Source organism: Neobacillus niacini (assembly GCF_046591715.1).
In the GTDB taxonomy this organism is placed as follows: domain Bacteria; phylum Bacillota; class Bacilli; order Bacillales; family Cytobacillaceae; genus Neobacillus; species Neobacillus niacini_L.
In genome coordinates this window covers 623,477-647,856 of sequence record NZ_JAWVNQ010000001.1, presented here as the reverse complement: position 1 = coordinate 647,856, position 24,380 = coordinate 623,477, and the positions used below count along the sequence as shown (strand labels likewise).

The window sequence follows — 24,380 nt, the reverse complement described above, 5'->3', positions numbered from 1 at the left end:
GCCTCGGGTTTATACAAAAGCAGGTAGCTTTTCATCTTGAAATGTTAATAGACGCTTTTTGATATCTTCTACATTTACAATTTTTCGTGCTACACCCGTTTCAATTGCAGCTTTTGCAACGGCCGCAGCTACATGGGCAGCAACCCTGCGGTCAAATGGATCGGGGATGACATAGTCAGTATGGAGTTCTTCATCTGAAATCAAGCCAGCAATAGCATACACTGCTGCCAGTTTCATTTCTTCATTAATTTCTTTTGCTTGAACGTCTAAAGCACCGCGGAATATCCCTGGGAATGCAAGTACATTATTCACCTGATTCGGGAAATCAGAGCGGCCTGTCCCAACTACATGTGCTCCCGCTTCTTTTGCATCCTCCGGCATAATTTCTGGCACCGGATTGGCCATTGCAAAAATAATCGGATATTGATTCATGGAACGAACCATCTCTTTTGTTACAGCACCTGCAGCGGATACCCCAATAAACACATCTGCTCCCACCAGCGCATCTGCTAATGTCCCTTGTAGTTGTTCTTTATTAGTAATACGTGCAATTTCTTCTTTAAATGAATTCATTCCTTCAGGACGGGATTCATATATGATTCCTTTTGTATCACATAAAATAACATCGTTTACACCCATATGAAGTAACAGCTTAATAATCGCCACACCTGCGGCACCCGCGCCGTTTATCACAACACGAATATTTTCAATTTTCTTATCAGCCAATTTAAGAGCGTTGATTAATCCAGCAGCTGTTACGATTGCAGTACCGTGTTGATCATCATGAAAAATTGGGATATTACAGACCTCTCGCAATGCTTTTTCAATTTCAAAACATTGAGGAGCAGAAATATCTTCTAAATTAATCCCGCCAAATGTAGGCTGAAGCAATTTGACAACCTCGATAATTTGGTTAGGATTAGTTGTATCTAAGCAAAGAGGGAATGCGTCTACATTGGCAAATGATTTGAATAACAATGCTTTTCCCTCCATTACCGGCATTGCTGCTTTAGGGCCTATATTTCCAAGTCCGAGTACAGCCGTTCCGTTTGAAACTACGGCAACAAGATTACCCTTCATCGTGTATTCATATACTTTGCTTTCATTCTCATGAATCACCAAGCATGGTTCTGCAACGCCTGGTGAATAAGCAAGGCTTAAATCGTTTGCGTTCTTTACTGCGACTTTCGAGTGAACACCAAGCTTTCCTCGTTTTTCTTTGTGCATCTTTAAAGATTCTTCACGTAAAGTTGACATCCTGTGTCTCTCCCTATGTTAAATATATTATGGTTATTTTAGAAAAAATGGCTATCTCAAAAAGGGTCTTACCTTCCTATTTTTTTAATCCCATTTTACTCCAGTAGCTATATCTACACGAAAATCATTGTAATAAACAATCTCAGAAAGAATCTTACATCCTTCAATGTTTTTATAAGCTTCTTTTGCTTCCTCCACGGTGTCAAACTCAAACAATTTTATATTTGAATTTGAATAATGAGTGATGACCCACATTAACATTTCCTCCAATTAAATTTGCCTTCATAACAGAAATTCTTTTGGTTTCTCAGTAAGCATTTAATTTCCTTCTTACTGAGAAACCATATATACCATTTATACAATTACATTTTTCCCTGATGTATTACTTAGTTGATATTCAGCAGCCTCTTTTTTGATCATAAAAAGGTACGCTGCAAATCCCATAATAGCTGCCACAATCAACATGATGATGGAAGGACCAAAATCTCCACCTGACAAATCGCGTACCCAACCCATAATATAGCTCGAAAAACCACCCATAATATTTGTGAACCCCATTAAACCGGCTGCGCGTCCCGCTGTTTTAGAAGTTGAAAATTTGATGATGAATAAATTGGTTAGATGAAACATTCCTCCCTGAGAACCCATTGCGAGTCCCATAGAAACGCCTGCCACGATTGGATTTGGTGCAATAACTGCAATGGTCAAAAATGCAGCAGTAAGGATGAAAAGAATCGTCGCCTGTATACTCGGGCGTTTCGTTTTGTCTACTATGAAGCCGCCAATCAGTACAAAGCCAAGTGCGAATAGCCACGATAATGAAGTAATCCCCGTCATTGCTTCTCTTTCAAAGCCTTTGGCGTCAACGAGATATGTAGGGAGCCAAATACTGATTCCAAAGAACAGAAAGGACGACATTAAATTACCAAACCAGACAATCCAATAACGAAAATCCTTAGCAAAGAATGGCTTTGTCTCCTCATCAACTGCTTCGTCTTTTTCGCGAATATAGGCGATCTCTTCTTTACTGAGACGTGGGTGTTCTTCTGGCGTATTACGTGTGAGAAAAAGGAACATTGGAATATTAATAAATAAGTTAAAGCCAGCAAGAACAAAAAATGCTGCCTGCCAATGAAAAGTGGAAATAACTAGAATGAGGATAACCGCACCCACTGCTGGACCTAGATAGTTGCCTGTAATCCAGGATGATTGTGCACGACCAAGCTCTCGTTTATTAAACCAATTTGAAATAAATTTACCTGATATCGGAATCATCATACCTTCCCCGATTCCAAGGATAATTCTACTAATTAAAAACATTTCATATGAGGTAGACAGCCCACCCATTACCATGGTTGCTGTCCATACCAATAGACCCAAAACAGCTGTTTTCCTTGCCCCTAATTTGTCGATTATAATTCCCCAAAAAATGTTGGAACACGAGTATGAGATCATGAATATAAAGGAGATTAAACCAATTTTGGCATTTTTGTCTGGGCCAGTTAAACCAAGATCACTTAAGAATCCTGGATCTGTCTGGATCACTGAAATGCCTACTTTATCAATCTGGCCGAAAAACCAGAAGAAAAAAATTGGAACAGCAATATACAACCATCTTTTTTGACCTTGTAACATGTTATTATCCTCCTTCAATTTCGCTCTACAAGAATACGCTTTCAAATTCAATGATAAAAATAATTTCAATCACACTATTAAACACATCAACTCCTCTATAAATGAATAGCTGAAACACTGTGTTTTATATACAAAACAATGTTTCTATTCTTAATAATATTATATTGAATTTTAATAATAGTCAATAATATTCAGATAATTAGTTTTTTAAAAGAAAAGTAGTTTTATATACAAAACAAAAAGGCGTGGTTTCATTTAATGAACAATGAAACCATACCTTTTTCTATATCTGGGCTTCCTATTAACTTTTAATACTTCAACTCCCTCAAACCCCAACTTCTGCTAAGATATGGGGCTTTTCTTCCGATTACCTGCATAGTATGTAGACAAGGGTAAGTAATCTCTCAAAATGAAAATAGTAAACCAGGAGGGAATAGCCTAATGCATTTTATTGAAGATGTTAAAGAAGTGAAGTTTAGTTTTTTGGAAAAACCGCCTGCGTCGTCGATGACATATGCCTTTGTTTATGTAAATAATCACAACGATTACTATGCTGTTAAAAATGGTGAACGTCTGTCCCGTAGTGAATTACGGATTGGCAAATATAAAAAGGTGTATACCGTCAATATGCAGCAGCATACCATTACCTTCAAAGAGGAATTCCCTTCGGCAACAAGAGGAAGAAGGTTTTTTGTCAACCTGTTTATCGATATTGCTGTTGAACACCCCGAACGCATAGTTCAACAAAATGCCGGTGAAATTGGCGACATTATTAACAATTATCTCCCCTTCTGGGTGGAGTCGGAAGCACGATTTTATCCTATTGAAGAGGAACTGGGCTTTGCTCAGCATATAGAGGATTTTTTTCAAACCTCTCAATTGGTTAAGGTGTTAAGAGAAACTGGAATTGTGGTACGGAATGTTCGTGTTTTGATCCGGCAAGGGTTTCGGGATCAGCGCCATGATGAGGCAATCGCCGATCTAGACAGGAACGCGGAACTATCTGCCTATCAAGAGGCTCTGGACTTGGAGGAAGCTCGCCGTATTTCGGCCGCGATTAAAGAAGCGCTTCAAGCAGGTGATTTTATCACTGCTGGAAAGCTTGGAGAAAAAAGTGAAATGGCAAAGGTGTTAGTGGAATCAGAGTTTAACCAAAATCAAACCTTTAAATTTGAGGTAAACAAACAACTTTTAAACTTGATCAACGATCACTCGATTGACCAGTTTGAGGCAGAACAAAGATTGGCCAAGCTAAAAAATCTGTTCCCTCACCTCCCCGTCAATCTGGAAAACATCAATAGAAAAAAACAGATTTCTGGTCAAAAGAGAGAACTTTTATCCTACTTTAATAAAGGAGAGTAGGTATTGTGGAATCCATTTTAAATCAGCTTTTTTGGTTCTGGTCACTTCTCTCTGTTCTGCCTGAATGGCTTCGTATTTTTTTAGCTCTCTTTCTACTCATACATTTTTTAAGGCTGTTTATGGTGTACATTATCCCTCCGTTCTTTACCTTGGTATGCCGTTTGTTGAGAAAAATGCTTTATCTCATTTCTTACCCGATCATGAAACTTCTTGCTTCGATGCAAAGAAGGAGGAGAGAAGCAGGAGAAGCTGGCATACCTGTTTGGATGGAAATCGTTGAAGGAATGTTTTCCTTGTTTGAAAAGTTTTTCAACAAAATGATTGAGCTTTTCAAGAAACGGAAAAGAAATAAGAACAGGATAAAAAGATGGACATTTTATTCTGCTACAGCTTTAGTAATTTTGCTTACTGCAGCAATTATGAACAATCCAAATGAATGGTATACACAAAAATGGAAGAAAGCTGAGGTATGGTTAAACCAGGAACAGGTTCATATTCAGGCATCCAAGGCTTCCCCTGTTCAAAAAGAATTCATTTTAAATAAGATTTATAAAGATGGCGGAAATATCCGCGAAGCCCCAGAACTAACATCACCCCGTCTATACACAATTACAAATAAAGAAACCATGCAGTTTTTGAATGAAGAACAAGTAGATTCCAAAGGTATTAAGTGGCTAAAAGTTCAAACACCTAGCGGGGTCGAAGGGTGGATTTCTTCTTTGATTGTCACTGAAAAATAATAACCTAAATAAGGAGAGTTGACTCAGTATGATTAGTCTACTCTCTTTATTTATTAATCTCATCGATTCTAAAATTTGATGTAAATAATTTATATCATAATGAGAAGGCATGTGGCCTATGTTAAAATCACAACAAAAAACCTCCAAATTTTAGAATTTGAAGGTTTTAAACACACCAAGTTTGGTCTCCACGAACTCACGCAATTCCGTTGATGATGATAATAATAGACGTCTAGGTTGAAATTTATTTAATTGAATTTTGGCGGGACTGTGTGGGAATCGAACCCACCAGACCTGGCACGCAGGTCTCAAGCAGTTTTGAAGTTTGCTTGCATCTGTTTTTCTTGTATCTTGATATACCCTCAAGTCTTGATAAACCAAGCTTTCTTACTTCCTAGTGTTTTCTTGTAATTTGTTATTTTTAAAATTTGGGCACAGAGCATGGCACCTTATAGCCCGCTTTAGAAAGGCTAATGATAGAGATTACTGATTTAATACTGGACATTTCTCCTGAATGACTTAATGTATTATCGCTAAATTAATTATTAAGTTATTATCTTCTTTTTCTAGTTGGGTGATTAGCATTATATAGATTAATGTTCTTTATCATTTTATCTATTTCTTGGGATTTCCCGAGTAAATCTTCAAGTCCTTCCATTTGCTTACTGATTTTCTCTAAATCATATTCACCGATAAAGATACTTCTTAAATCTTGGTCTTTGACTTGCATTTGATACTTCTGTAAATCTTGTTCATGTTGCTTTTCTAATATATCCTTTTCATGGTTAAATAATAGCTGTTGTTCTTTTAATTTTGCTTCAAATTCAAGGATTAGTTTTTCTTTTTCATTTTCTAATCTAGTTTGTTCATTTGTTAGTTCTCTTTGCCATTTTGTTTTTTCACTTATTCTAGTAAAAATAAAAGTAATAACAGTGAGAACCAAACCACCAACCAATTCAGGTAAATAACTAATAAAAGCCTCCTTCAAAATGGAGCCCTCCTGACAAAAGACAAGAATGTTATTTCTAACTTTTTGTAATTTTATAGCATATTCCACAACTTCTCCGAAATGCTTTCTCGATTATAAGATTAAAAGTTTCCAAAAATGTAGGTTTGGAGGTTCTAAACCTCTTTGGGCCGTAACATAGACCTTGTCAAATCAGCCTTTTGGCATAGGCTGCAATTTTATTTATTTTGTCTTTTCTTTATTTCCGCAAATATGCCGCAACTTAATGATTAATTTAGTTATAAAAATCTAGATGTACCCTTTCCATAGCTGAAGAAATATATTTCATTAAATTTAATAACTGTCAAAATATTGAAAATTAACTGCACAATTACCGTTTTTATGGTAAAATCATTTCCGTTAGGACAATGGAAGTGAGAGGTGATTTATTTGGTTAATGTACTAGGAATAACTTTAATACCAGAAACAAAAACATTCAAAAAGATCGATGATGCCATGTCTTCACAGGTTGACAGATTACCCCCTAATTTCTTGTTTATACTACTTATCATTTTAATAAGCTTGTTTGTAATTTTCTGGATTGTGAGGATTTGGAAATTATATAAGGCACCTGGTTCTGAATTAATCCAAGAATACAAACAAAACTTAGAGAAAACAAATGCAGATTCAAAACAAAAATCACTAATCATGACAATATTAGACCAAGTTAATAAAGAAATACCGACACTCCAACAGATGAAATCAGGTAGAGAATTTGAAAAACTAGTAAAACACGGTCGAAAAGTTACGGATATGGTAATAGAGCAAATCCCATTAACATTAAAAAGTATGAAAAATATAAACCATCGGTGTGCAGTTTTTACACCTGATTTACAAATGCCTACCCACCTTAAAATATATGAAGGTGTGGGTTTTAGCGTTCAGGGTAAAGAAAACTTGAGATTGGATATATCTTCTTCGACAGCAGGAAATGTTTTTACCAAAGGAGAATATATATATTGTAAAGATGTTACAAAAGAAGCATCCTTTAAACCCCATCCAAAAGCTACAAAACAATACCATTCTTTAGTCTGTGTCCCCATAAAGATTGGTACAGAAACTTTAGCGGTCTTAAGTATTGATGGATCAGAACAAGATTGCTTCACGGCAGACGATATTGAGTATTTACAAATTTTTTCTAATCAGCTTGCTATAATTTTTAATTTAATGGGTATTACTGTTAATGAAGGAGGTATAACTAATGTCGATGAAATTCAGAACATTGGATGATGCCAGAATTGCGTATTTGAACAATAAAATTACACCTGAGGAATTCTCTTCATTTGTTAAAAAGTTTACTATGGGAGACCATGAACGCAAAAATATTGAAAAAACCACTAAAAAAATCGAAAGAAAACTTACAACTGTTTAACATTAAAATCCCCTTCTAGTTATAGAGGGGGTTGCTTTTTTTAAACCAGCCTAAAAATAATATCCGCAGAACCAAAAGTCATATCATAAGGGATCTGATTTATAAACTATTGTCTGCCTAATTACTCGAAAGAGTAGCTAACTCATTGTTACATGGTGTCGAGCCAATCAGATTAATCTTTTTATCCAAACACGCCTTATTTCATTTTGGTGCCCCACTCTAAAATGTTTATTGGCCATAACGCTTGTTACTTGCACCACAATGCGAAAGTGAAGCAAGCTAATTCAGTTCAATCGTTAGTATCTAAAAATCCCCTGTTTCACTTATCATTATCTTTATTTATACATTTTTTTAGGATTATAAATTGTTGTAAAACCAACATTTACAATCAGTGCAATAGCTGAAGTATAAATGTTATTTATAAAAAGAAGTATGGCTATTGCTACAAAATAGCCTATGATTAAACCAATATTTTTTACCGAATAATTAAATCTTTTATCAAAGATAGCAGCAAAAATGCTTAAGATTAAAAAGAAGTTTAGGAAGATTGTTATATTAATCAGAAATACATTAGTTAGCCCAACTAACGGTTGTAAACTAACATATATAAAATATAAGAATGAAACAAAGGCTAAAGCCGTGAGAAATATAGGCTGATAAATAATTTCAATTATCCTTATGTTAAATCCTATTTTTCCTGATGTTGTACTACGGTCATAACGGGGATATACTTCATCAAGTTCATTTCTTAATAATTTTATTTGTTCGTTTATATGACTAATACTTTCCTCAATAGGTTGGTCATTAAATAATAGCCCTTCTAGTTTTTCACAGGTTTCCGTCTTCAAGATAGGAATTGTATTTGTATATTCAACCAATAAGGTTTCTCTTGACTCAATTTCTTCTTTATAAAGGATTAATGTTTTGTAAAGATTACAATATTGGATTAGTGAATCTTGTGTTTCTACTTTCTCTTCCTCAAATAGTTTCTCTTGTTTAAGAGTTACCTGTTTAAATAGCCACGTGAATAACAAAGCCATCAATAATAGTAGCAACATCGTCACTGGTGTCAGACCTAATTTTTCGAAGCTTTTTACAGCTAATTGAACAACTTCTCCCAATATCTCTACTCCCTTTGTTTTTGTTTTAAATAGGTATTTTTTCCTCTATGGATTCCAATCACAAGCCTGACCATCATTATCCCTATCTAAATCATGGGGGTCATATTCAGGTCCTCCATTTGCTATATAAAAAAGCTGGGCTTCCCACCCTGTTTCAAAATCACTGCAATCGTGGTCTATATCTGTCGCTGTATATGGATTATCCGATGTGGTAACCTCTTCTCCTTCTTCTTCATAATACTCTTCATTATCGAAGGATTCCTCATTTGAGTTGTATTCCTCTTCATCGGTGTATTCTTCATAACTATCGTCCTCTATATAACTATAATCGTCCTCAACATCTATTCCTGCTAATTCTTTATAGTTATCAACTGTACTAAAAAAACCTTTCTCATAAATTCCAATCTCTTCAATATGAGTAATAAGACTATAAAAGGAATCTCCGTCCATTTCCTCATAAGCTTCATCCAAATATAATTGAACTTTTGCTGATACTGTATCATTTAATTCGTTTTTGTCAGAAGTATTATATAATGCTTCTTCAAAAATTTGACTAGCTTGATTATAATCTTCATTCTCAAGTGCACTTACTACCTTATTGGCAGTTGCCTGACTACCGCACCCATTCAGAATTAATATTGAAAAACCTAGTGATAGAGTAGTAGTTAAAAACTTCAGTTTACCCACATCTATTTCCCCCAAAAAGCATAGTGTTTATCCCTAGTGCTATTTTCCTATATATTCCATCACATTACAATAAAAAAGTACAGCCATTAGTAATTAACAGCTGTACTATTATACAAGTATTTATCCCTTTCTCTCGTGTCCTCCAAGCTTTTACCAAGTTTGTTTCAAGTTCTAATTCTAATATTAACAGTCATTGATGATAGTTCTTTTTCGTGAAGCATGAAACCAATATACCCACGGAAATCTTCAATAGATAAAGTTTCATCGGTTATACCTTCAGCAAGAAATTCTTTTAAATATTCAAAGTGGATATTATACTCTTTAATAGTTCTGGGTGCTAGTGCTTCAGTCATCTTAAATGTCATGAATTTACCAAACATTTCATCCAATGTAAATTCATTTAATATATTCTTACTACTCTTACTACTACCCTATCCACGTTTATATGTACGTATTACTTTTTAGATAAAAATAGCCCCCTATGAATTATTATAGGTGACTAAGAGTAAATTTCCTTCACAGTCTCGACAAACAGTTTTCAACAGTTTAGTCAGTAAACCCCAAATAGACTGTGGAGGAATAGATTTATTAAAAACGTTAAAAATCTTATTTTGGCGGGACTGCGTGGGAATCGAACCCACCAGACCTGGCACGCAGGTCTCAAGCAGTTTTGAAGACTGTGGAGGACACCAGTACCCCATTCAGCCCCACATTATTATAGTAGAAAGTAATCTCTATTTGTAATCATAATACAATGGAATATAGTAATAATCAATAGAGTTGCCGATTTTGTCATTTTTTCGACAACTTTTGCACCCCTGTTTAATGAGACTTTTCCCTTGTAAATAAAGCGATTGCTTGTCTTTTAGCCTCATTTCAGACTATAATAGATAAATGAAAATAGTATCATGTAGGTGAATACAATGCAGCTAACAGGTTGGTTTTTATGGTTTATATTAATATGGATTTTTGTCTTTGCTGGTTTAATGGCCATTGGCGGATTTTTTATGTTCAGGAAGTTTCTTAAGAAAATGCCAAAGGAAGACGGCAAATCCGTGATGGATTGGGAAGAATACTATGTTTATCAAACTCGTCATTTATGGGGCGAGGAAGAAAAACATCTTCTTGAAGATTTGGTCAGCCCGGTACCTGAATTATTCCGGGACGTTGCAAGGCATAAGATAGCGGGAAAAATCGGCGAACTTGCTCTCAATGAAAAAGTGTCGAAAATTACAGAAGAACTCGTAATCCGCGGGTACATTCAAGCAACACCAAAAAGGGATCACAAATTTTTACGTAAAAAGCTATTTGAAAATAGAATTGATGTCGCTCCTTATGAGCATTTATTCTAAACCGTCCAATTTTTGGCGGTTTTTTTTCATAAATATGGATACTTTAAAAAGGAGGAAAATTTAGGCTGGGGTGAAAGTGGATGGCAAAACACAAGGCAACGAAAAGGCACAAAACATTTAACCTATTGATTATATTAATTCCGTGGTTATCTTTACTTTTTTTAGGCAAGCGTGAATTTAAACGCTATTCTTTCTCGGGCGTTTTTATCATTATTTTTGAAATCATTAATCATCTATATGGACACAAGCGGAATTGGTGGAAGTTTTACGATAAGCGAAAATCCTTTCTTAAAGATGAACTTCCTTTTAGTGTTGGTCCCTATATGCCCCTATCGATGTGGCTGCTTAAACTTTCATACGGAAACTTTAAGAAGTTTGTGTTACTGAATGCGATTGCTGATGGCGCCTTTGCGTTCTTTATCATAGATGTTCTAAAAAAGCTTAAAATTATTAGTTTAGGTCGATTAAATCACGTCCAATTTTTCATTTATTTACACTATAAAGCGTATATCTTATATGGTGTACAGTATTTAATCGATAAACTTAGAGGATACCGTTATTAACAAAACGCTCAGAGCCTAATGCCCTGAGCGTTTTCCAATATACTATAAGTGCTGGCCATGAAGTTGTTTGAATAGCTTTTTGTAATCAAGATACATCGCGATCCGCCAAGGAACAATCATACTAAATGCGAGCAGGAAAAACATGCCGCTTAGTTCCCCAAAGTCAATAGTCGTGCTTAAGATATATTTTAATGCTAATCTCACTATTAACAATCCAACTAAAATGTAAATAAACGCCTTCGATCTTTTTAAGTAAATTTCGTTTTCCCGTATTTCAAATTTAGATGTTTTAATTAATAGTATTGAAAAAAGCATACCCAAAATGACAACCTCTATGATTTCCATACCAGTCAACCGAAATTGTGGTACCACATACATTAATGCCCCGCTCGACATAAAGACGGGCGGCAGGATAATTTTCTTTACATTTGTAGGTTTCTTAGCAGCCTTCATACGGACAAATAAAGCAAATATCCCCATAAAAACCGCTCCTATTGAAGAAACAACAACAAAGTTCATAGGTTTCAACCCCTAATTCCTTAGAATAAAGCTCGAAATTCATATTTTACTATATAAATCTAATATTTAGAAGCCTGTAAAACCACCAAACATTCCTGAGAAAATCGTAATAATTTTTGTCATCCAGTCAAAGAACAGCACAATACCCATGATGATCATAATATAACCGCCGATTTTAACAATTTTACCGCTGTTTTTGCGAATCCATTTCATTCGGCCAACAAAAAATGATAGGATTAGGAACGGAATTGCAAATCCAAGCGAATATGCCACCATGTAAAGGACACCAGAACTTGGATTAGTCGCTGCAAGGGCAATTACAGCAGAGAGGATTGGACCTGTACATGGTGTCCAGCCTGCTGCAAAGGCCATCCCGATAAGCGCTGAACCGAAAAAGCCAGATGGCCGGTTTTTAAATTCTAATTTCCGATCTTTCATCAAAAATTCAGGTTTAAATACTCCAACAATAATTAACCCAAATAGGACGATAAATATTCCGCCTAATTGGCGAATGAGATCCTTGTACTCGAGAAAAAAGCTTCCCACAAACGAGGTTCCGAAACCAATCGCGATAAAAATAGCCGAAAATCCCAACAGGAAAAAGATAGTATGTAGAAGACTGCGCTTTTGAAGCATGGCATTTTCCGTTTTCAATTCCCCAACACTCATCCCGGTAATATAAGAGAGAAATGCAGGGTAAAGCGGTAAACAGCATGGTGAAATAAAACTTAAAAAGCCCGCGCCCAAAGCTAAAAATATATTTACATCAGTCATATTAACACTCCCAGTATAGTCGATACTACTTCATTTTAACAAAACTTACCCCTAAAAGATAATGGTTAACATGAATATTTTGTGACTCCAGAGACTAATTAGGATATCATACACAGACTTATCTATGATGCTATTATTTTCCAACTATATTTGGATATTTTTTTACAAATATCTTTGAATTTATTCCCATCTTAGGTTATACTAGTAAAACATTGGTAGAGAATAACTATCAATGTTTTCTATTATTGGAGTTTCTCCGGAAAGGACCACGGCTGTGCTCAAACAAGACCTAATTGTACTTATTGAGAAAAAGCGTGCTGAATTAATTCAAGTCGCGGTAACCAACGGCCTGACTTCCTCCATTGCTATCCGCTATAGTCAGGAATTAGACCATCTTTTAAATGAATATAATCGAAATCATATAAAGAAAACTCGCCAAGTGGCGAGCCTCTAACCCGAAAAAAATCCTGGTCAAGCACCAGGATTTTTTTCTTTATTGCATAACATCCTCTAATGGTTCCAAAGCTCCATTTTGCAGCAGGAACATTTTATGATAAAGTCCGCCTAGAGCTAGTAACTCTTGATGCGTGCCTCGTTCAACAATTTCACCTTGATGTAGGACAAGAATTAAATTCGCATCCTGTATCGTTGATAACCGGTGGGCAATAGCAATCGTCGTACGTCCTTTTCTCATTTTTGAAAGAGCGGTTTGAATCGCTTCCTCTGTTTCCGTATCGATATTAGCCGTTGCCTCATCGAGGACGAGAATCTTTGGATTAGCAGCTATCGTTCTTGCAAAGGCAATTAATTGACGCTGTCCACTAGAAAATGTTGATCCTCTTTCGACTACTTTATGATTATAGGAATCTTCCAGCTTTTCAATAAATGTATGTGCTTGAACAAATTGGGCCGCTTCCTCTACTTGTTCATCTGTTAAATGATGATTATGAAGCGTAATGTTATCTCGTACGGTTCCGTAAAATAAGAACGGATCTTGAAGAACCAGCCCCATTTTTTCTCGTAATTCATCCTTAGAATATTGACGGATGGACTGGCCATCAATTAAGATATCGCCCTTCTCGTATTCATAAAATCTCATTAATAAATTGATGATTGAACTTTTCCCACTTCCTGTATGACCAACTAGTGCAACAGTTTCTCCAGGATTTGCTGTAAAGGAAATATTCTTCAAAACATCTCGTTTGCCATCATATGAAAAGGTTAAATCCTTAAATTCAATTCTTCCTTTTTCAATCAATACATTACTTTCTTCATTTTGCCCTGGTGCCAATTCCTGCTTATCCAAGATTCTAAAGACACGTGCCCCTGCCACAATCGCTTGCTGGTACAACGATAATCTCATCATCATATTATTTACTGGTTCAAAGAAACGCTCCAGGTAATTAACAAATGCATATAGCACACCAATTTCTACTGGACTGTCCAATGAAGTAATACCAAAATAATTTAAGACGATGATCAATCCTAAAATGAATATCAAATCCACTGCAGGACGCAGCAATAATCCATCTATCTTAATATTTCTCATTCCCGCCTTATAGTGCTTATCATTGATCTCTTCAAACTCATTACGAAGCCTTTTCTCTTGGCGGAACACTTGAATAATACTCATGCCCTGCAGGGATTCACTTAGTTTCGCATTTAATTGGCTGAGTCTTTCACGCATTTCCAGATAAAAACGGGAACTAAATTTCCGGTATAAACTCATAACAAGAAGAATTAACGGAATAAATATTAGACAGAATAATGCAAGCTTTACATCCAGGATAAACATTGTAATGAAAATTCCTGTTAGTAAAAAGCCGCTCTGGATAAAAGTCGAAAGGACCGTAACAAACATATCTTTGATCGCCTCGGTATCATTGGTCACCCTTGAGACAATACTTCCAGCGGGAGTTTGATCAAAATACCTAAGTCCTAGTGACTGGACCTTTGAAAAAATATCAATCCGAAGCTGTTGAATAATCTTTAATGCAATTTCCTGAAACTTAACTAATTGAAAAAACAACAAGATAGATTTTACTATTTGGATTCCGAGATAGCTTGCCCCGAGGATAAGCAGCGGCTGAAATAGTAAATTTCCGGGTGTTAAGTAATCATCAATAAAGATTTTTACTAGGATTGGAGATGCTAACTCCCCTAGTGTCGTTAACACTAAAAGGCTAAATGCCAAAATTATTTCCTTTTTATGTGGTTTGGTATATGACAGCAAGCGATATAAAACCCTTTTTTGTTCTTTTTCCGTCAGCTGTGCTGTTTCTTCCATTTTAATGTCCTCCATGCTCAACCAACTCCTCTAGCTGCTGACGTAAATACATTTCCTTATACCAGCCTTGGGATGCCATTAATTCATCGTGCGTCCCTCTTTCAATGACCTCGCCATTATCAAGCACAAGTATTAAGTTTGCATGCTGAATTGCACTCAACCGGTGAGAGGTAATAATCGTCGTTTTACCTTCTCGATTTTTCCGTAATGATGAAAGAATCGCCTCTTCGGTCTTCGCATCAACAGCAGATAGGGAATCATCTAACAATAACACTTCTGGATTCATCAACAAAGCACGCGCAATACTAATTCTCTGTTTCTGGCCGCCTGATAAGGATACTCCCCTTTCGCCAACAACCGTTTGATAGCCTTCTGTAAATTGGAGAATATCATCATGAATGCTTGCGAGCTTTGCAGCATCAAATATTTCATCCTTCGGTACACGAGGGTTCGTAAAGGCGATATTTTCAGCTACACTTGCGGAAAATAAGAAATGATCTTGTGGAACATAGCCAATCACTTCACGTAACTTTTCAAGTTTGTATTCTTGGAGAGTATGACTGCCGAAGGATATACCTCCTTCATAGTCTTCAAATTCACGAATCAGAAGCTTTAACAGTGTTGTTTTACCTGCACCTGTTTTCCCTACAATCCCCAGCGTCTCTCCTCTATTAAGAGTGAAGCTGATATTTCTGAGCATTGGTTCTTTCTCACCCGGAAAAGTAAATTTCTTAATATCGTAGTGAATATCACCGCTAGGAACGATTTCTAATGCATCACTTTTGTCGGTAATATCCGGTTTCTCACGAAGCAGCGCAGCCACACGGTCATACGAAGCACGCCCTCGTTCAACGATGTTAAACAACCAGCCAAATGCCAGCATTGGCCAAATTAATAGTCCTAAATAGGTGGTAAAAGCAATCAATTCACCAATGGTTAATTCCCCTGCCAACACGTATTTCGAACCAAAGGTAATTGCTAAGAAAAATGAAATCCCTACGATAATGGAGATGGTGGGATCATATAAAGAATCTATTTTCGCTACAACAATGTTCTTTTCAACTACATCTTGTGATTGTTTCCTAAAATCCTCAATATCTTCCTTCTCTTGCCCAAATGTTTTTATAACCTTTATCCCCGTAATACTTTCCTGTGTTTTATCGTTGAGATCAGAGAAGGCTTCTTGAGCCTTGTGAAAAGTTCGATGCAGCATTGTACCAAACCAGCTTGTAAGAATCGCCATAAATGGCATTGGAATTAGGCATATCAAGGTTAACTTCCAGCTTATCGTAAATGCCATGGCTAAAATAACAAACCCGCCTGTTGAAAGAGAATCAACTAAAGTAAGGACACCGGCCCCAGCCGTTTGCTGTATCGCTTGCAGGTCATTGGTCGCATGCGCCATTAAATCCCCAATCCTTCTTTTCTGATAAAAAGATGGGGACATGTTCGTAAAATGCTGATATAAGCGATTTCGTAACTGTTTACTAAGCTTAACCGCTGAACCAAAAATCATAATCCTCCAAAAATATCTCAACACATACATACCGAGACCTGCCCCGACTAATACTGCCATCCATTCAAGGAGTATACCTTTGGTCATCGTACCGTTATTAATATGGTCGGCGATAACACCAATTACCTTTGGCGGCACAAGTTGAAGCAGTGCGACAAACAGTAAGATAACGGTTCCAAATATGTAAGCTTTTTTCTCTTGTTTAAAAAACCATCCTAAATCTAAGAATACTTTCATAATCGTTCCCCCGAAAATGTTTCAACTTTTCTTTTTTATTATTTTAAAAAATCTTTCACCACACCCGAAGATTCATTTTATCAAATATTATAAAAATAATAAAGATTTAGACACCTATTCTTTGTATAAAAAAAAGCACCCATTTAGATGAGTGCTTCCCCTGATATTTCATTTACTGTTGATCTAATTCTGCTAATTTTTTCTCAGCAGCACTTCTTAATTCATTCACTTGGTCCTTAATATTATCCGGAACAAATTTCACTCTGTTTAAATAATTTATGATAACCTTATGATCAGTAATAATGGCATTTGGGTCATTCGGGTCGTATGTCTTAGTTTGAATTTCATTGTTTTTAATAAAAGCAGAAGCAATATAATAGAAATCTTTTTGTGATTCACTCTTTAATGAACCTGTTTCTTTTACGACAGTCTCGTAATCCTTTGCTATGATTAATTCAGCAAATTTCTCATCTTCAGCTGTTAACTCTCTTGTATTTGAGCTTTCTTTTGCAGCATTTGTTCCTTCTTCTGTTTTATTCTCTTTTGGAGTTGCTGTTTCTTCTTTTTCTTGCGTTCCACATGCTGTTAAAGCTAATAGTAGAATTAAAATAAGTGATAAAACTTTCTTCATGTAGGTTGCTCCTTCATTATGTAGTTACTTCTTAGCGTAACTAGTATGAACCTTATTATTCCTTTTTTCAATAGAAAACCAAAATATAAGATTTTTCGAAAAATTCCTTATATCAAACAAAAAAACCACTTTCTTTTGATTACTTCAAAATAAGTGGTTTCTTGATTTATTTATTTGCCTTGCTGTTTATTCATAGCAGACATCATTTGGTTGATCTTCTTTTGAGAAGGCTTCATACCCATTTGCATCATCATCATTTTTAACATTTGTTCATTAATTGGCGGATTTTTCTTTAAGTAGCTCATCATGTATTTACGAGCAATGAAAAATCCTAGAGCTACACCAGCTACTAACGCTAGTACAACAACTAGAATCCATAAACCTGTACCCATTAAACTTCCTCCTTCATGTTGTCTATCATACAGTGTACTAAATAAAACGGGAATATACAATATTCTCTTTTAAAAGATTAGACATATTTTCTTTCTTTTATAGGCTTTAACCAACCAAACCGTTGGTGGTCGAGATCTAGAGCCATAAAGGAAGATTCACATTTTCTAAGTACTTCAAAGAAAATGGTTTCAGCTTCATAACTGCCAGAAGCCTCTATAGTAATTAAATCTTGGAAGACTCTTAATTTCGCTGTACTTAGTTTTCCACTTAATTCAATGTAGTATGTACCATGTTCAGCCAGAAAACCTTTCTTTTTTCCAAGCTGCTTTTGAATCAACTGGTGTATTTTCAAAACCTCTATAGACTTTGTTATATAAGAGATCTGTTTCTTTGTTATAAATTTCAGTTCACCGTCTGCTTTATGATGTTCCTGAAAAAGCTGATAAAACATACGCTCTCTTCCGAAGTAATGGGCGGCAAATTCATCTTCTATTAGATAAAGCTGATAATTCCTCACCACGATCTCTCCTTCGTTGAATACCCTTTCTATCAATTATAAATAAACACTATCAAAACATTTGTCTTATACTGGCAAGAAAAAACACTATTATTGTCGAAATCATATGGTTCTTACAAATTTTATTATATCTTACAAATAATAGAAGCGTTATAAACACTCCGAATTATTCATCTATTGTTCAAAAATAGAAAAAAAGAGAACGACATAACGTCGTTCCCTTTGTTACAACTATTTACTATTGAAGAAGGGCCTTAACACGTGCAACTACATTACTTACACTAAATCCGTATTCTTCCATAATTTTTTCTCCAGGTGCTGAAGCCCCGAATGTATCAATTGCTAGGACATCTCCTTCATCACCTGTGTATTTGTGCCAGCCTAATGAAGAACCGACTTCAATTCCAAGACGTTTTTTCACATTCTTAGGAAGAACTGAGTTTTTGTATTCTTGAGATTGTTGTTCAAAGCGGTCCCATGATGGCATGCTTACAACAGATACATGGATACCTTCACCAGTTAATGCTTTCTGAGCTTCAACTGCTAAACTTACCTCTGAACCGCTGGCTAGCAGAAGGGCATCTGGTGTTTCTCTTTCAGATGGAGATACCACGTACGCACCTTTTGAAACTCCTTCATATGCATTTTTATCTGTATCTTTAAGTGTTGGTAAATCTTGACGAGTTAACACTAAAGCAGTTGGTTTATTGGTTGACTCAACCGCAAGCTTCCATGCAGCAGCCGTTTCATTACCATCTGCAGGACGAATAATGGATAGGCCAGGCATAGCACGCAGTGCAGCAAGTTGTTCAATTGGCTCATGAGTAGGACCATCTTCTCCAACCGCAATACTGTCATGAGTAAATACATACGTTACTGGCAGTCCCATTAAAGCTGCAAGACGGATAGCAGGACGCAAGTAATCAGAGAACACGAAGAATGTTCCGCCAAAAATTTTCACTCCGCCATGTAGAGCAATCCCGTTCATAGCTGCACCCATTGCGAATTCACGAACACCGAACCAGATATTTCGGCCTTCATAGTTTCCTGGCGCATAGTCCCCTGTACCTTTAATCATGGTTTTATTAGATCCAGCCAGGTCAGCAGAGCCGCCAATGAAGATAGGCAAGTTCTTAGCAATACCATTTAAAGCTTCCCCTGATGAGGCACGGCTTGCCAGTGCTTTTCCTTCGCTATAAACCGGAATATCTTTATCCCAGCCTTCAGGTAACTCATTTTTCAATACCTTTTCTAATTGATTTGCTAATTCAGGATATTCATTTTTATATTGTGCAAAAAGGTCGTTCCATTCTTTTTCCTTTTTTGCACCATTTTCAACAATTAGGTTTTGGAAGTTTTCGTAAACCTCACTTGGCACATGGAAGTCTTCTTCAAATGTCCATTTATAAGCTTCTTTTGTCAGCTTTAACTCATCAGCTCCAAGTGGAGAACCGTGTACACCTGAAGTTCCAGCTCGGTTAGGAGAACCATAGCCAATAACTGTTCTTACTTCAATCATGGTTGGTCGATCAAGGTCACTTCTAGCTTCTTCCAGTGCTTTTGCAATTTCTTCAAGATTATTTCCGTCTTCTACGCGAACATATTGCCAGCCATAAGAAGTGAAACGATCCTTTACACTTTCAGAGAAGGATTTATTTAAATCACCATCAAGTGAAATATCATTGGAATCATATAGAACCACTAAACGTCCAAGTTTCAAATGACCTGCAAGCGACGCAGCCTCGGCTGAAACACCTTCCATTAAATCTCCGTCACCACAGATACTATATGTAAAATGGTTTACTAATTCATAGTTTTCTTTATTATAAACACTCGCTGTGTGGCGCTCTGCCATTGCCATTCCGACAGCCATTGCAATTCCTTGTCCAAGTGGACCCGTAGTTGCTTCTACTCCATCAGTATGACCATACTCTGGGTGTCCTGGAGTTTTACTTCCCCATTGGCGGAATTGTTTTAAATCTTCAATAGTTAACTTATAACCTGACAAATGAAGCATGCTGTATAATAATGCAGATCCATGGCCTGCAGATAATACAAACCGGTCACGGTTAAACCACTCTGGATTTTTTGGATTATGGTTCATAAAACGTGTCCATAATGTATAGGTCATAGGTGCAGCACCCATTGGCATTCCAGGATGCCCAGAATTTGCTTTTTCAATCATATCGATAGAAAGCGTACGAATAGAGGTTACTGACAAATCATCAATAGTATTAAACATTAATCAAATCACTCCTGATTCACTAGGATAAAAAAATAAGTACAACACTAATATTATAGTTCTCTCGGTATTAATTCAACAATTAATTTGATTACTAAACAAATTAAAATACTTTCATTTTCTTATTTTAGCTCTGCAGCGGTTGTAATATGTAAAGGGAAACAAAATGTTCCCTTATTAATGAAGATTATATTTTTTTCTATCTTTTATCTTTTTAGGTGTTACGTCATTTCCCTTTGGATCAATAATTTTGGTATTGGTTAATGTATCAAGCATTGAACTGCGAAACGTAGTTAAATACTCACTTCTTAAATTAGATTGTTCCTTCGCTTCAGCTTCTGTTAAACCGTTTGATTTAGCTTTTCTAGCTAGCTCATTGATTCTTGCCATTTTTTCTTTCGAGAGCATGGAGAACACTCCTTTCAATTCGATGGACTATGGTTTACCTTATTAGTATTTATAACGTTCAATTACAGGGAAAACAGCAGCTTTACCACAGTAATTACCTAAAGACTGATTTTACTAAAAAGTAGACCACCTGACAAGTCAAATGGTCTACTGATCTTCTGATTGTATAGTTTGTTGTGATTCTTGGTAGCGTCTATGTACAGTTGCTTTAGAGATATTGTATCCAAAACCCCTTAAAGTTGCCGCAATCTCCGAAAAAGTTAATTTGTTTTTTCTAAGACGGACAATCTCTTCAATGGGAACCTCTATTTTTTCCCTTCCAGAATTGATTTCGAGATTTTTTAGATTTTTTTCCGGCTTATATCCTTGTGCAACTGCTCTCTTCATTCCACGCTTGATTTTGATATTATGCAGCTTACGCTGATATTCTTCGACCATACCAACTATTTTCAGAACCATGGAATCACTTTCAGATAACTGCAGCTCACCATTATGAGAAATACTATAAAGCTTAGCGCCCTCTTTCATCATAACGTGCAACAGAGCAATCTTGGCATTCCCTCGTCCAAGCCTAGTTTCATCCTGAATTAACACCGCTTGTACCGTTTTTTCTTTTAATAGGTCTAATAACTGAAGAATACCGTCCCTCTCTAGGTCATAACCACTTGCTTGCTCTCTAATAATAGAAACCACATTAAAATGATATTGACCGGCCAGCTTAATTAGTTCCTCTTCTTGACGCTTTAGTGATGTTTCCTGGGTCTCTTTATTTGTACTCACCCTGCAGTATATTACAGCATTTATCATCTATTATTACTCCTCAGCTGCGCTTGCGTATTCTGTTAAAGAACCAACTTCAAGGTTGACTGGTATTGTGATTTCTTCTCCTGGAAATATTTTATCTCCTTCAATATCGTTATGCCGCTTAACCCAGCTGATAAACTCATGATTCGAGAATGAATGTTGTTGCGAGTATTCATCAGCAATTTCCCACAGTGAGTCCCCTTCAGAAATGGTAATTGTAACAAACTCCTCATCAACATTTGAATTAAAACGTAATGATAAGATAAAAGCTAATGAGCAGCTTAAGATCATTAATAAAATTGCATAAGAGTATTTTTCCCATATTTTTTTCATAATCAAACCCCTATTCAGAATATATGTTCGCTTTATATGTTTTCATTATAGTCCGAACGTTTGTTTGTTGTCAACAACAATTCGAACTTATGTTTGTATAAAAAAAGCGAACATGCTATAATTAAATTACATATTAAATAGGGCGAGGTGTATCTATTATGACAAAAATATCTAAGCGCCAGCAGGATATCCTTGAGTTTATTAAAGGGGAAGTAAAGAAAAAAGGCTATCCACCTTCCGTAAGAGAAATCGGAGAAGCGGTCGGGCTAGCTTCTAGTTCTACTGTCCATGGTCATTTAGCACGTTTAGAGAGTAAGGGACTAATTAGAAGAGATCCGACAAAACCGAGAGCCATCGAAATATTAGAAGCAGATGAAACTATCAATATCCCAAGAAACAATGTCGTCAATGTACCTATCGTAGGTAAAGTAACGGCTGGTCTGCCCATAACCGCAATTGAAAACGTAGAAGAGTATTTTCCTCTCCCTGAAAGCCTGGCACCTGCCGATGAGCAAGTGTTTATGCTGGAAATCATGGGTGAGAGTATGATAGAGGCCGGAATTCTTGATGGAGATTACGTGATTGTAAGACAGCAGCAAACTGCTAATAATGGTGATATCGTCGTTGCTATGACAGATGAGGACGAAGCTACTTGTAAGCGATTCTTTAAAGAAAAAGACTTCATTCGCCTGCAGCCTGAGAACTCTACCATGGATCCAATCATATTAAGAAATGTTTCAATACTTGGAAAAGTTATTGGTGTTTACCGTCATATTCATTAAGTAAAAAGAGCAGATTTTTCTCAATCTGCTCTTTTTTTGTTTATTTTTGGAAGTATATGCAAAAATATGAATATTTACTCATTCTATTTAGTTTCCACTATTTGTATAATGGTATTACACCAAGATTTAACCTTAGGTCAAAAAATCCAGGCTTAAGGAGTGTGAAAACAGTGTTGAAGGACATTATTTTCTCAATGGTTATTGGTGGATCAGTAGGAATTATCAGTCATGTACGAAAGCACGGAAAAATCATCATGCCTCGTAAAACAAAGAAGTTTATTTATCTAGGTTTTCTAGAAGAAATACTGCTGTGCTTAGTTGCTTGTCTCCTCGTGGTGATTTACACAACTCCAAATTCATTAGTTGAGAATATTTTAGTATCGGTACTTGTAGGGATTAGCAGTGATATTATACTCACCAAATTTAAATTACTAAATGAAAAAAATGAAAAATAAAAGAAATAAAATAACCCAGTATGGATTATCCATACTGGGTTATTTTTTTTTAATACATGCTCATATATTGGTCACGTTCCCAAGGGTGTACAACGGTACGGAACATATCCCACTCAATCTCTTTTGCCTCAATGAAGTGTTCGAAGATATGCTCTCCTAAACCAGCTACGATTACTTCGTCGGACTTTAATTGATCTAGTGCTTGAGCTAGAGTTGCTGGAAGATCGATGATTCCTTCTTCAATTCTCTCTTCTTTGCTCATTACATAGATGTTACGGTCAACTGGAGCTGGTGGAGTCATTTTATTTTTAATTCCATCTAGACCTGCTTTTAATAGAACAGCCATTGCTAGATATGGGTTAGCAGCTGGGTCAACGCTTCTTACTTCTACACGAGTACTTAAGCCGCGAGAAGCAGGAATACGGATTAATGGTGAACGGTTTCTAGCAGACCATGCCACGTAGCAAGGTGCTTCATAACCAGGTACCAGACGCTTATAAGAGTTTACAGTTGGGTTGGTAACCGCTGTAAAGCTTGGAGCGTGTTTAAGGATACCTGCAATAAATTGACGAGCTGTATCGCTCATTTCTAAGTCGCCAGTTGGCTCGAAGAATGCATTTTTGCCATTAGAAAATAATGAAAGATTCATGTGCATTCCAGAACCGTTTACTCCATACAATGGTTTTGGCATGAACGTTGCATGTAAACCGTGCTTACGAGCAATGGTTTTTACTACTAATTTGAATGTTTGAATTTGGTCACACGCTGTTAATGCATCTGCATATTTAAAATCAATTTCATGCTGACCTGGTGCTACTTCATGGTGAGAAGCTTCAATTTCAAAGCCCATTTCTTCTAGTTCTAGTACGATATCACGACGGCAGTTTTCTCCTAAATCTGTTGGAGCAAAATCGAAATAACCGCCTTGGTCGTTCAATTCTAGTGTTGGTTCACCTTTTTCATCTAATTTAAATAAGAAGAATTCTGGCTCAGGTCCTAAGTTAAAGTCTGTAAATCCTAGTTCTTCCATTTCTTTCAATACTCTTCTTAAGTTATTACGAGGGTCACCATCAAATGGATTTCCTTCTGCTGTATAGATATCGCAGATTAAACGAGCAACTTTACCTTTTTCAGCTGTCCACGGGAATACCACCCATGTATTCAAATCTGGATATAAATACATATCAGACTCTTCAATACGTACAAAACCTTCGATAGAAGATCCGTCAAACATCATTTTATTATCCAAAGCTTTTTCCAATTGGCTGACCGGGATTTCTACGTTCTTAATTGTTCCTAGAATATCTGTGAATTGCAAACGAATAAATTTAACATTCTCTTCTTGTGCCAACCTCTTAATGTCTTCTCTTGTAAACCTTGTCATCCT

The 24,380-nt window shown here is 36.2% G+C and carries 28 protein-coding genes and 1 tRNA gene; 9 read left to right on the top strand and 20 right to left on the bottom strand.

Features of this window, described 5'->3' with window-relative positions:
- Positions 1-9 precede the first annotated feature (9 nt).
- From SFC47_RS03320 to SFC47_RS03310, 3 genes are all read right to left on the bottom strand, one after another.
- Entirely contained in the window at positions 10-1,257 is a 1,248-nt protein-coding gene (locus SFC47_RS03320; protein WP_411252820.1) for an NAD(P)-dependent malic enzyme, read from the bottom strand.
- 84 nt (positions 1,258-1,341) lie between these two features.
- Positions 1,342-1,512 (bottom strand): hypothetical protein, encoded by a 171-nt coding sequence (locus SFC47_RS03315; RefSeq protein ID WP_411252819.1) that lies wholly within the window; start codon positions 1,510-1,512, stop codon positions 1,342-1,344.
- A 99-nt stretch (positions 1,513-1,611) separates the two neighbouring features.
- A complete protein-coding gene (locus SFC47_RS03310; RefSeq protein WP_411252818.1) occupies positions 1,612-2,892 on the bottom strand; it encodes an MFS transporter in 1,281 nt (426 codons plus the stop codon).
- Positions 2,893-3,333: 441 nt separating this feature from the next.
- Here SFC47_RS03310 and SFC47_RS03305 point away from each other — a divergent pair, with 441 nt between their 5' ends.
- Positions 3,334-4,254 (top strand): hypothetical protein, encoded by a 921-nt coding sequence (locus tag SFC47_RS03305; RefSeq protein ID WP_411252817.1) that lies wholly within the window; start codon positions 3,334-3,336, stop codon positions 4,252-4,254.
- Positions 4,255-4,259: 5 nt separating this feature from the next.
- Positions 4,260-4,994, top strand: coding sequence for an SH3 domain-containing protein (locus tag SFC47_RS03300; protein WP_411252816.1), 735 nt, complete (start codon positions 4,260-4,262; stop codon positions 4,992-4,994).
- A 553-nt stretch (positions 4,995-5,547) separates the two neighbouring features.
- On the opposite strand, the gene SFC47_RS03295 is transcribed toward SFC47_RS03300, so the two are convergent.
- Positions 5,548-5,982: a hypothetical protein gene (locus SFC47_RS03295; protein WP_411252815.1), complete on the bottom strand. Its 435-nt coding sequence runs from the start codon at positions 5,980-5,982 to the stop codon at positions 5,548-5,550.
- A 408-nt stretch (positions 5,983-6,390) separates the two neighbouring features.
- On the opposite strand from SFC47_RS03295, the gene SFC47_RS03290 reads away from it, so the two are divergent.
- Both SFC47_RS03290 and SFC47_RS03285 read left to right on the top strand, forming a co-directional pair.
- On the top strand, positions 6,391-7,230 hold the full coding sequence (locus tag SFC47_RS03290) for a GAF domain-containing protein (protein WP_411252814.1): 840 nt from the start codon (positions 6,391-6,393) through the stop codon (positions 7,228-7,230).
- On the top strand, positions 7,202-7,372 hold the full coding sequence (locus SFC47_RS03285) for a hypothetical protein (protein ID WP_411252813.1): 171 nt from the start codon (positions 7,202-7,204) through the stop codon (positions 7,370-7,372). Before SFC47_RS03290 ends, SFC47_RS03285 begins: the two co-directional genes overlap by 29 nt.
- A 335-nt stretch (positions 7,373-7,707) precedes the next feature.
- Here SFC47_RS03285 and SFC47_RS03280 read toward each other — a convergent pair whose 3' ends face one another.
- From SFC47_RS03280 to SFC47_RS03265, 4 genes are all read right to left on the bottom strand, one after another.
- Positions 7,708-8,493 carry a hypothetical protein gene (locus SFC47_RS03280; RefSeq protein ID WP_411252812.1) on the bottom strand — a complete coding sequence of 262 codons (786 nt, stop codon included), beginning with the start codon at positions 8,491-8,493 and terminating at the stop codon, positions 7,708-7,710.
- A gap of 45 nt (positions 8,494-8,538) precedes the next feature.
- The gene (locus tag SFC47_RS03275) at positions 8,539-9,180 is read right to left on the bottom strand and encodes an excalibur calcium-binding domain-containing protein (RefSeq protein ID WP_411252811.1); all 642 of its coding nucleotides are present in this window, start codon (positions 9,178-9,180) and stop codon (positions 8,539-8,541) included.
- A gap of 164 nt (positions 9,181-9,344) precedes the next feature.
- A complete protein-coding gene (locus SFC47_RS03270; protein ID WP_411252810.1) occupies positions 9,345-9,533 on the bottom strand; it encodes a hypothetical protein in 189 nt (62 codons plus the stop codon).
- A 259-nt stretch (positions 9,534-9,792) separates the two neighbouring features.
- A tRNA-Sec gene (locus SFC47_RS03265) sits at positions 9,793-9,889 on the bottom strand.
- Positions 9,890-10,103: 214 nt separating this feature from the next.
- Here SFC47_RS03265 and SFC47_RS03260 point away from each other — a divergent pair.
- Positions 10,104-10,532 carry a DUF2621 domain-containing protein gene (locus tag SFC47_RS03260; protein WP_411252809.1) on the top strand — a complete coding sequence of 143 codons (429 nt, stop codon included), beginning with the start codon at positions 10,104-10,106 and terminating at the stop codon, positions 10,530-10,532.
- A gap of 80 nt (positions 10,533-10,612) precedes the next feature.
- Positions 10,613-11,095, top strand: a complete 483-nt coding sequence (locus SFC47_RS03255; protein ID WP_411252808.1) for a hypothetical protein — start codon at positions 10,613-10,615, stop codon at positions 11,093-11,095.
- Positions 11,096-11,137: 42 nt separating this feature from the next.
- Here SFC47_RS03255 and SFC47_RS03250 read toward each other — a convergent pair whose 3' ends face one another.
- The gene (locus SFC47_RS03250; RefSeq protein WP_411252807.1) at positions 11,138-11,614 is read right to left on the bottom strand and encodes a CcdC family protein; all 477 of its coding nucleotides are present in this window, start codon (positions 11,612-11,614) and stop codon (positions 11,138-11,140) included.
- Between the two features lie 66 nt (positions 11,615-11,680).
- On the bottom strand, positions 11,681-12,388 hold the full coding sequence (locus tag SFC47_RS03245) for a cytochrome c biogenesis CcdA family protein (protein ID WP_411252806.1): 708 nt from the start codon (positions 12,386-12,388) through the stop codon (positions 11,681-11,683).
- Positions 12,389-12,662: 274 nt separating this feature from the next.
- Here SFC47_RS03245 and SFC47_RS03240 point away from each other — a divergent pair, with 274 nt between their 5' ends.
- The gene (locus tag SFC47_RS03240) at positions 12,663-12,842 is read left to right on the top strand and encodes a Spo0E family sporulation regulatory protein-aspartic acid phosphatase (RefSeq protein WP_411252805.1); all 180 of its coding nucleotides are present in this window, start codon (positions 12,663-12,665) and stop codon (positions 12,840-12,842) included.
- Between the two features lie 39 nt (positions 12,843-12,881).
- Here SFC47_RS03240 and SFC47_RS03235 read toward each other — a convergent pair whose 3' ends face one another.
- The 9 genes from SFC47_RS03235 to yneA form a co-directional block, all read right to left on the bottom strand.
- Positions 12,882-14,675, bottom strand: coding sequence for an ABC transporter ATP-binding protein (locus SFC47_RS03235; protein WP_411253612.1), 1,794 nt, complete (start codon positions 14,673-14,675; stop codon positions 12,882-12,884).
- 1 nt (position 14,676) lies between these two features.
- Positions 14,677-16,428, bottom strand: a complete 1,752-nt coding sequence (locus SFC47_RS03230) for an ABC transporter transmembrane domain-containing protein (RefSeq protein ID WP_411252804.1) — start codon at positions 16,426-16,428, stop codon at positions 14,677-14,679.
- A gap of 172 nt (positions 16,429-16,600) precedes the next feature.
- Positions 16,601-17,059, bottom strand: a complete 459-nt coding sequence (locus SFC47_RS03225) for a hypothetical protein (protein WP_411252803.1) — start codon at positions 17,057-17,059, stop codon at positions 16,601-16,603.
- A gap of 170 nt (positions 17,060-17,229) precedes the next feature.
- Positions 17,230-17,451 carry a YneF family protein gene (locus SFC47_RS03220; RefSeq protein WP_095251700.1) on the bottom strand — a complete coding sequence of 74 codons (222 nt, stop codon included), beginning with the start codon at positions 17,449-17,451 and terminating at the stop codon, positions 17,230-17,232.
- Positions 17,452-17,528: 77 nt separating this feature from the next.
- Positions 17,529-17,969, bottom strand: coding sequence for a sporulation inhibitor of replication protein SirA (gene sirA / locus SFC47_RS03215; RefSeq protein WP_411252802.1), 441 nt, complete (start codon positions 17,967-17,969; stop codon positions 17,529-17,531).
- Positions 17,970-18,207: 238 nt separating this feature from the next.
- Complete coding sequence (tkt, locus tag SFC47_RS03210; RefSeq protein WP_411252801.1) at positions 18,208-20,211, bottom strand: transketolase; 2,004 nt, start codon at positions 20,209-20,211, stop codon at positions 18,208-18,210.
- Positions 20,212-20,388: 177 nt separating this feature from the next.
- The gene (locus tag SFC47_RS03205; protein ID WP_411252800.1) at positions 20,389-20,619 is read right to left on the bottom strand and encodes a DUF896 domain-containing protein; all 231 of its coding nucleotides are present in this window, start codon (positions 20,617-20,619) and stop codon (positions 20,389-20,391) included.
- Positions 20,620-20,766: 147 nt separating this feature from the next.
- On the bottom strand, positions 20,767-21,423 hold the full coding sequence (locus SFC47_RS03200) for a YneB family resolvase-like protein (RefSeq protein ID WP_411253611.1): 657 nt from the start codon (positions 21,421-21,423) through the stop codon (positions 20,767-20,769).
- A 9-nt stretch (positions 21,424-21,432) separates the two neighbouring features.
- A complete protein-coding gene (gene yneA, locus SFC47_RS03195) occupies positions 21,433-21,756 on the bottom strand; it encodes a cell division suppressor protein YneA (RefSeq protein WP_411252799.1) in 324 nt (107 codons plus the stop codon).
- A 158-nt stretch (positions 21,757-21,914) separates the two neighbouring features.
- On the opposite strand from yneA, the gene lexA reads away from it, so the two are divergent.
- Both lexA and SFC47_RS03185 read left to right on the top strand, forming a co-directional pair.
- Positions 21,915-22,538 carry a transcriptional repressor LexA gene (gene lexA, locus SFC47_RS03190; protein WP_411252798.1) on the top strand — a complete coding sequence of 208 codons (624 nt, stop codon included), beginning with the start codon at positions 21,915-21,917 and terminating at the stop codon, positions 22,536-22,538.
- A 170-nt stretch (positions 22,539-22,708) separates the two neighbouring features.
- Positions 22,709-22,993, top strand: a complete 285-nt coding sequence (locus SFC47_RS03185) for a DUF4257 domain-containing protein (protein ID WP_095251706.1) — start codon at positions 22,709-22,711, stop codon at positions 22,991-22,993.
- Between the two features lie 49 nt (positions 22,994-23,042).
- Here the strand turns inward: SFC47_RS03185 and glnA are convergent, their stop codons facing one another.
- Positions 23,043-24,377, bottom strand: coding sequence for a type I glutamate--ammonia ligase (glnA, locus tag SFC47_RS03180; protein ID WP_411252797.1), 1,335 nt, complete (start codon positions 24,375-24,377; stop codon positions 23,043-23,045).
- Positions 24,378-24,380 lie beyond the last annotated feature (3 nt).

Coding starts and splice junctions, on each gene's coding strand:
- SFC47_RS03205 (WP_411252800.1), bottom strand. CDS start 20,619: ATGCTCTCGAAAGAAAAAATGGCAAGAATCAATGAGCTAGCTAGAAAA.
- SFC47_RS03320 (WP_411252820.1), bottom strand. CDS start 1,257: ATGTCAACTTTACGTGAAGAATCTTTAAAGATGCACAAAGAAAAACGA.
- lexA (WP_411252798.1), top strand. CDS start 21,915: ATGACAAAAATATCTAAGCGCCAGCAGGATATCCTTGAGTTTATTAAA.
- SFC47_RS03260 (WP_411252809.1), top strand. CDS start 10,104: ATGCAGCTAACAGGTTGGTTTTTATGGTTTATATTAATATGGATTTTT.
- glnA (WP_411252797.1), bottom strand. CDS start 24,377: ATGACAAGGTTTACAAGAGAAGACATTAAGAGGTTGGCACAAGAAGAG.
- SFC47_RS03250 (WP_411252807.1), bottom strand. CDS start 11,614: ATGAACTTTGTTGTTGTTTCTTCAATAGGAGCGGTTTTTATGGGGATA.
- tkt (WP_411252801.1), bottom strand. CDS start 20,211: ATGTTTAATACTATTGATGATTTGTCAGTAACCTCTATTCGTACGCTT.
- SFC47_RS03285 (WP_411252813.1), top strand. CDS start 7,202: ATGTCGATGAAATTCAGAACATTGGATGATGCCAGAATTGCGTATTTG.
- yneA (WP_411252799.1), bottom strand. CDS start 21,756: ATGAAAAAAATATGGGAAAAATACTCTTATGCAATTTTATTAATGATC.
- SFC47_RS03270 (WP_411252810.1), bottom strand. CDS start 9,533: ATGACTGAAGCACTAGCACCCAGAACTATTAAAGAGTATAATATCCAC.
- SFC47_RS03305 (WP_411252817.1), top strand. CDS start 3,334: ATGCATTTTATTGAAGATGTTAAAGAAGTGAAGTTTAGTTTTTTGGAA.
- SFC47_RS03230 (WP_411252804.1), bottom strand. CDS start 16,428: ATGAAAGTATTCTTAGATTTAGGATGGTTTTTTAAACAAGAGAAAAAA.
- SFC47_RS03245 (WP_411252806.1), bottom strand. CDS start 12,388: ATGACTGATGTAAATATATTTTTAGCTTTGGGCGCGGGCTTTTTAAGT.
- SFC47_RS03310 (WP_411252818.1), bottom strand. CDS start 2,892: ATGTTACAAGGTCAAAAAAGATGGTTGTATATTGCTGTTCCAATTTTT.
- SFC47_RS03220 (WP_095251700.1), bottom strand. CDS start 17,451: ATGGGTACAGGTTTATGGATTCTAGTTGTTGTACTAGCGTTAGTAGCT.
- SFC47_RS03255 (WP_411252808.1), top strand. CDS start 10,613: ATGGCAAAACACAAGGCAACGAAAAGGCACAAAACATTTAACCTATTG.
- SFC47_RS03225 (WP_411252803.1), bottom strand. CDS start 17,059: ATGAAGAAAGTTTTATCACTTATTTTAATTCTACTATTAGCTTTAACA.
- SFC47_RS03315 (WP_411252819.1), bottom strand. CDS start 1,512: ATGTGGGTCATCACTCATTATTCAAATTCAAATATAAAATTGTTTGAG.
- SFC47_RS03235 (WP_411253612.1), bottom strand. CDS start 14,675: ATGGAAGAAACAGCACAGCTGACGGAAAAAGAACAAAAAAGGGTTTTA.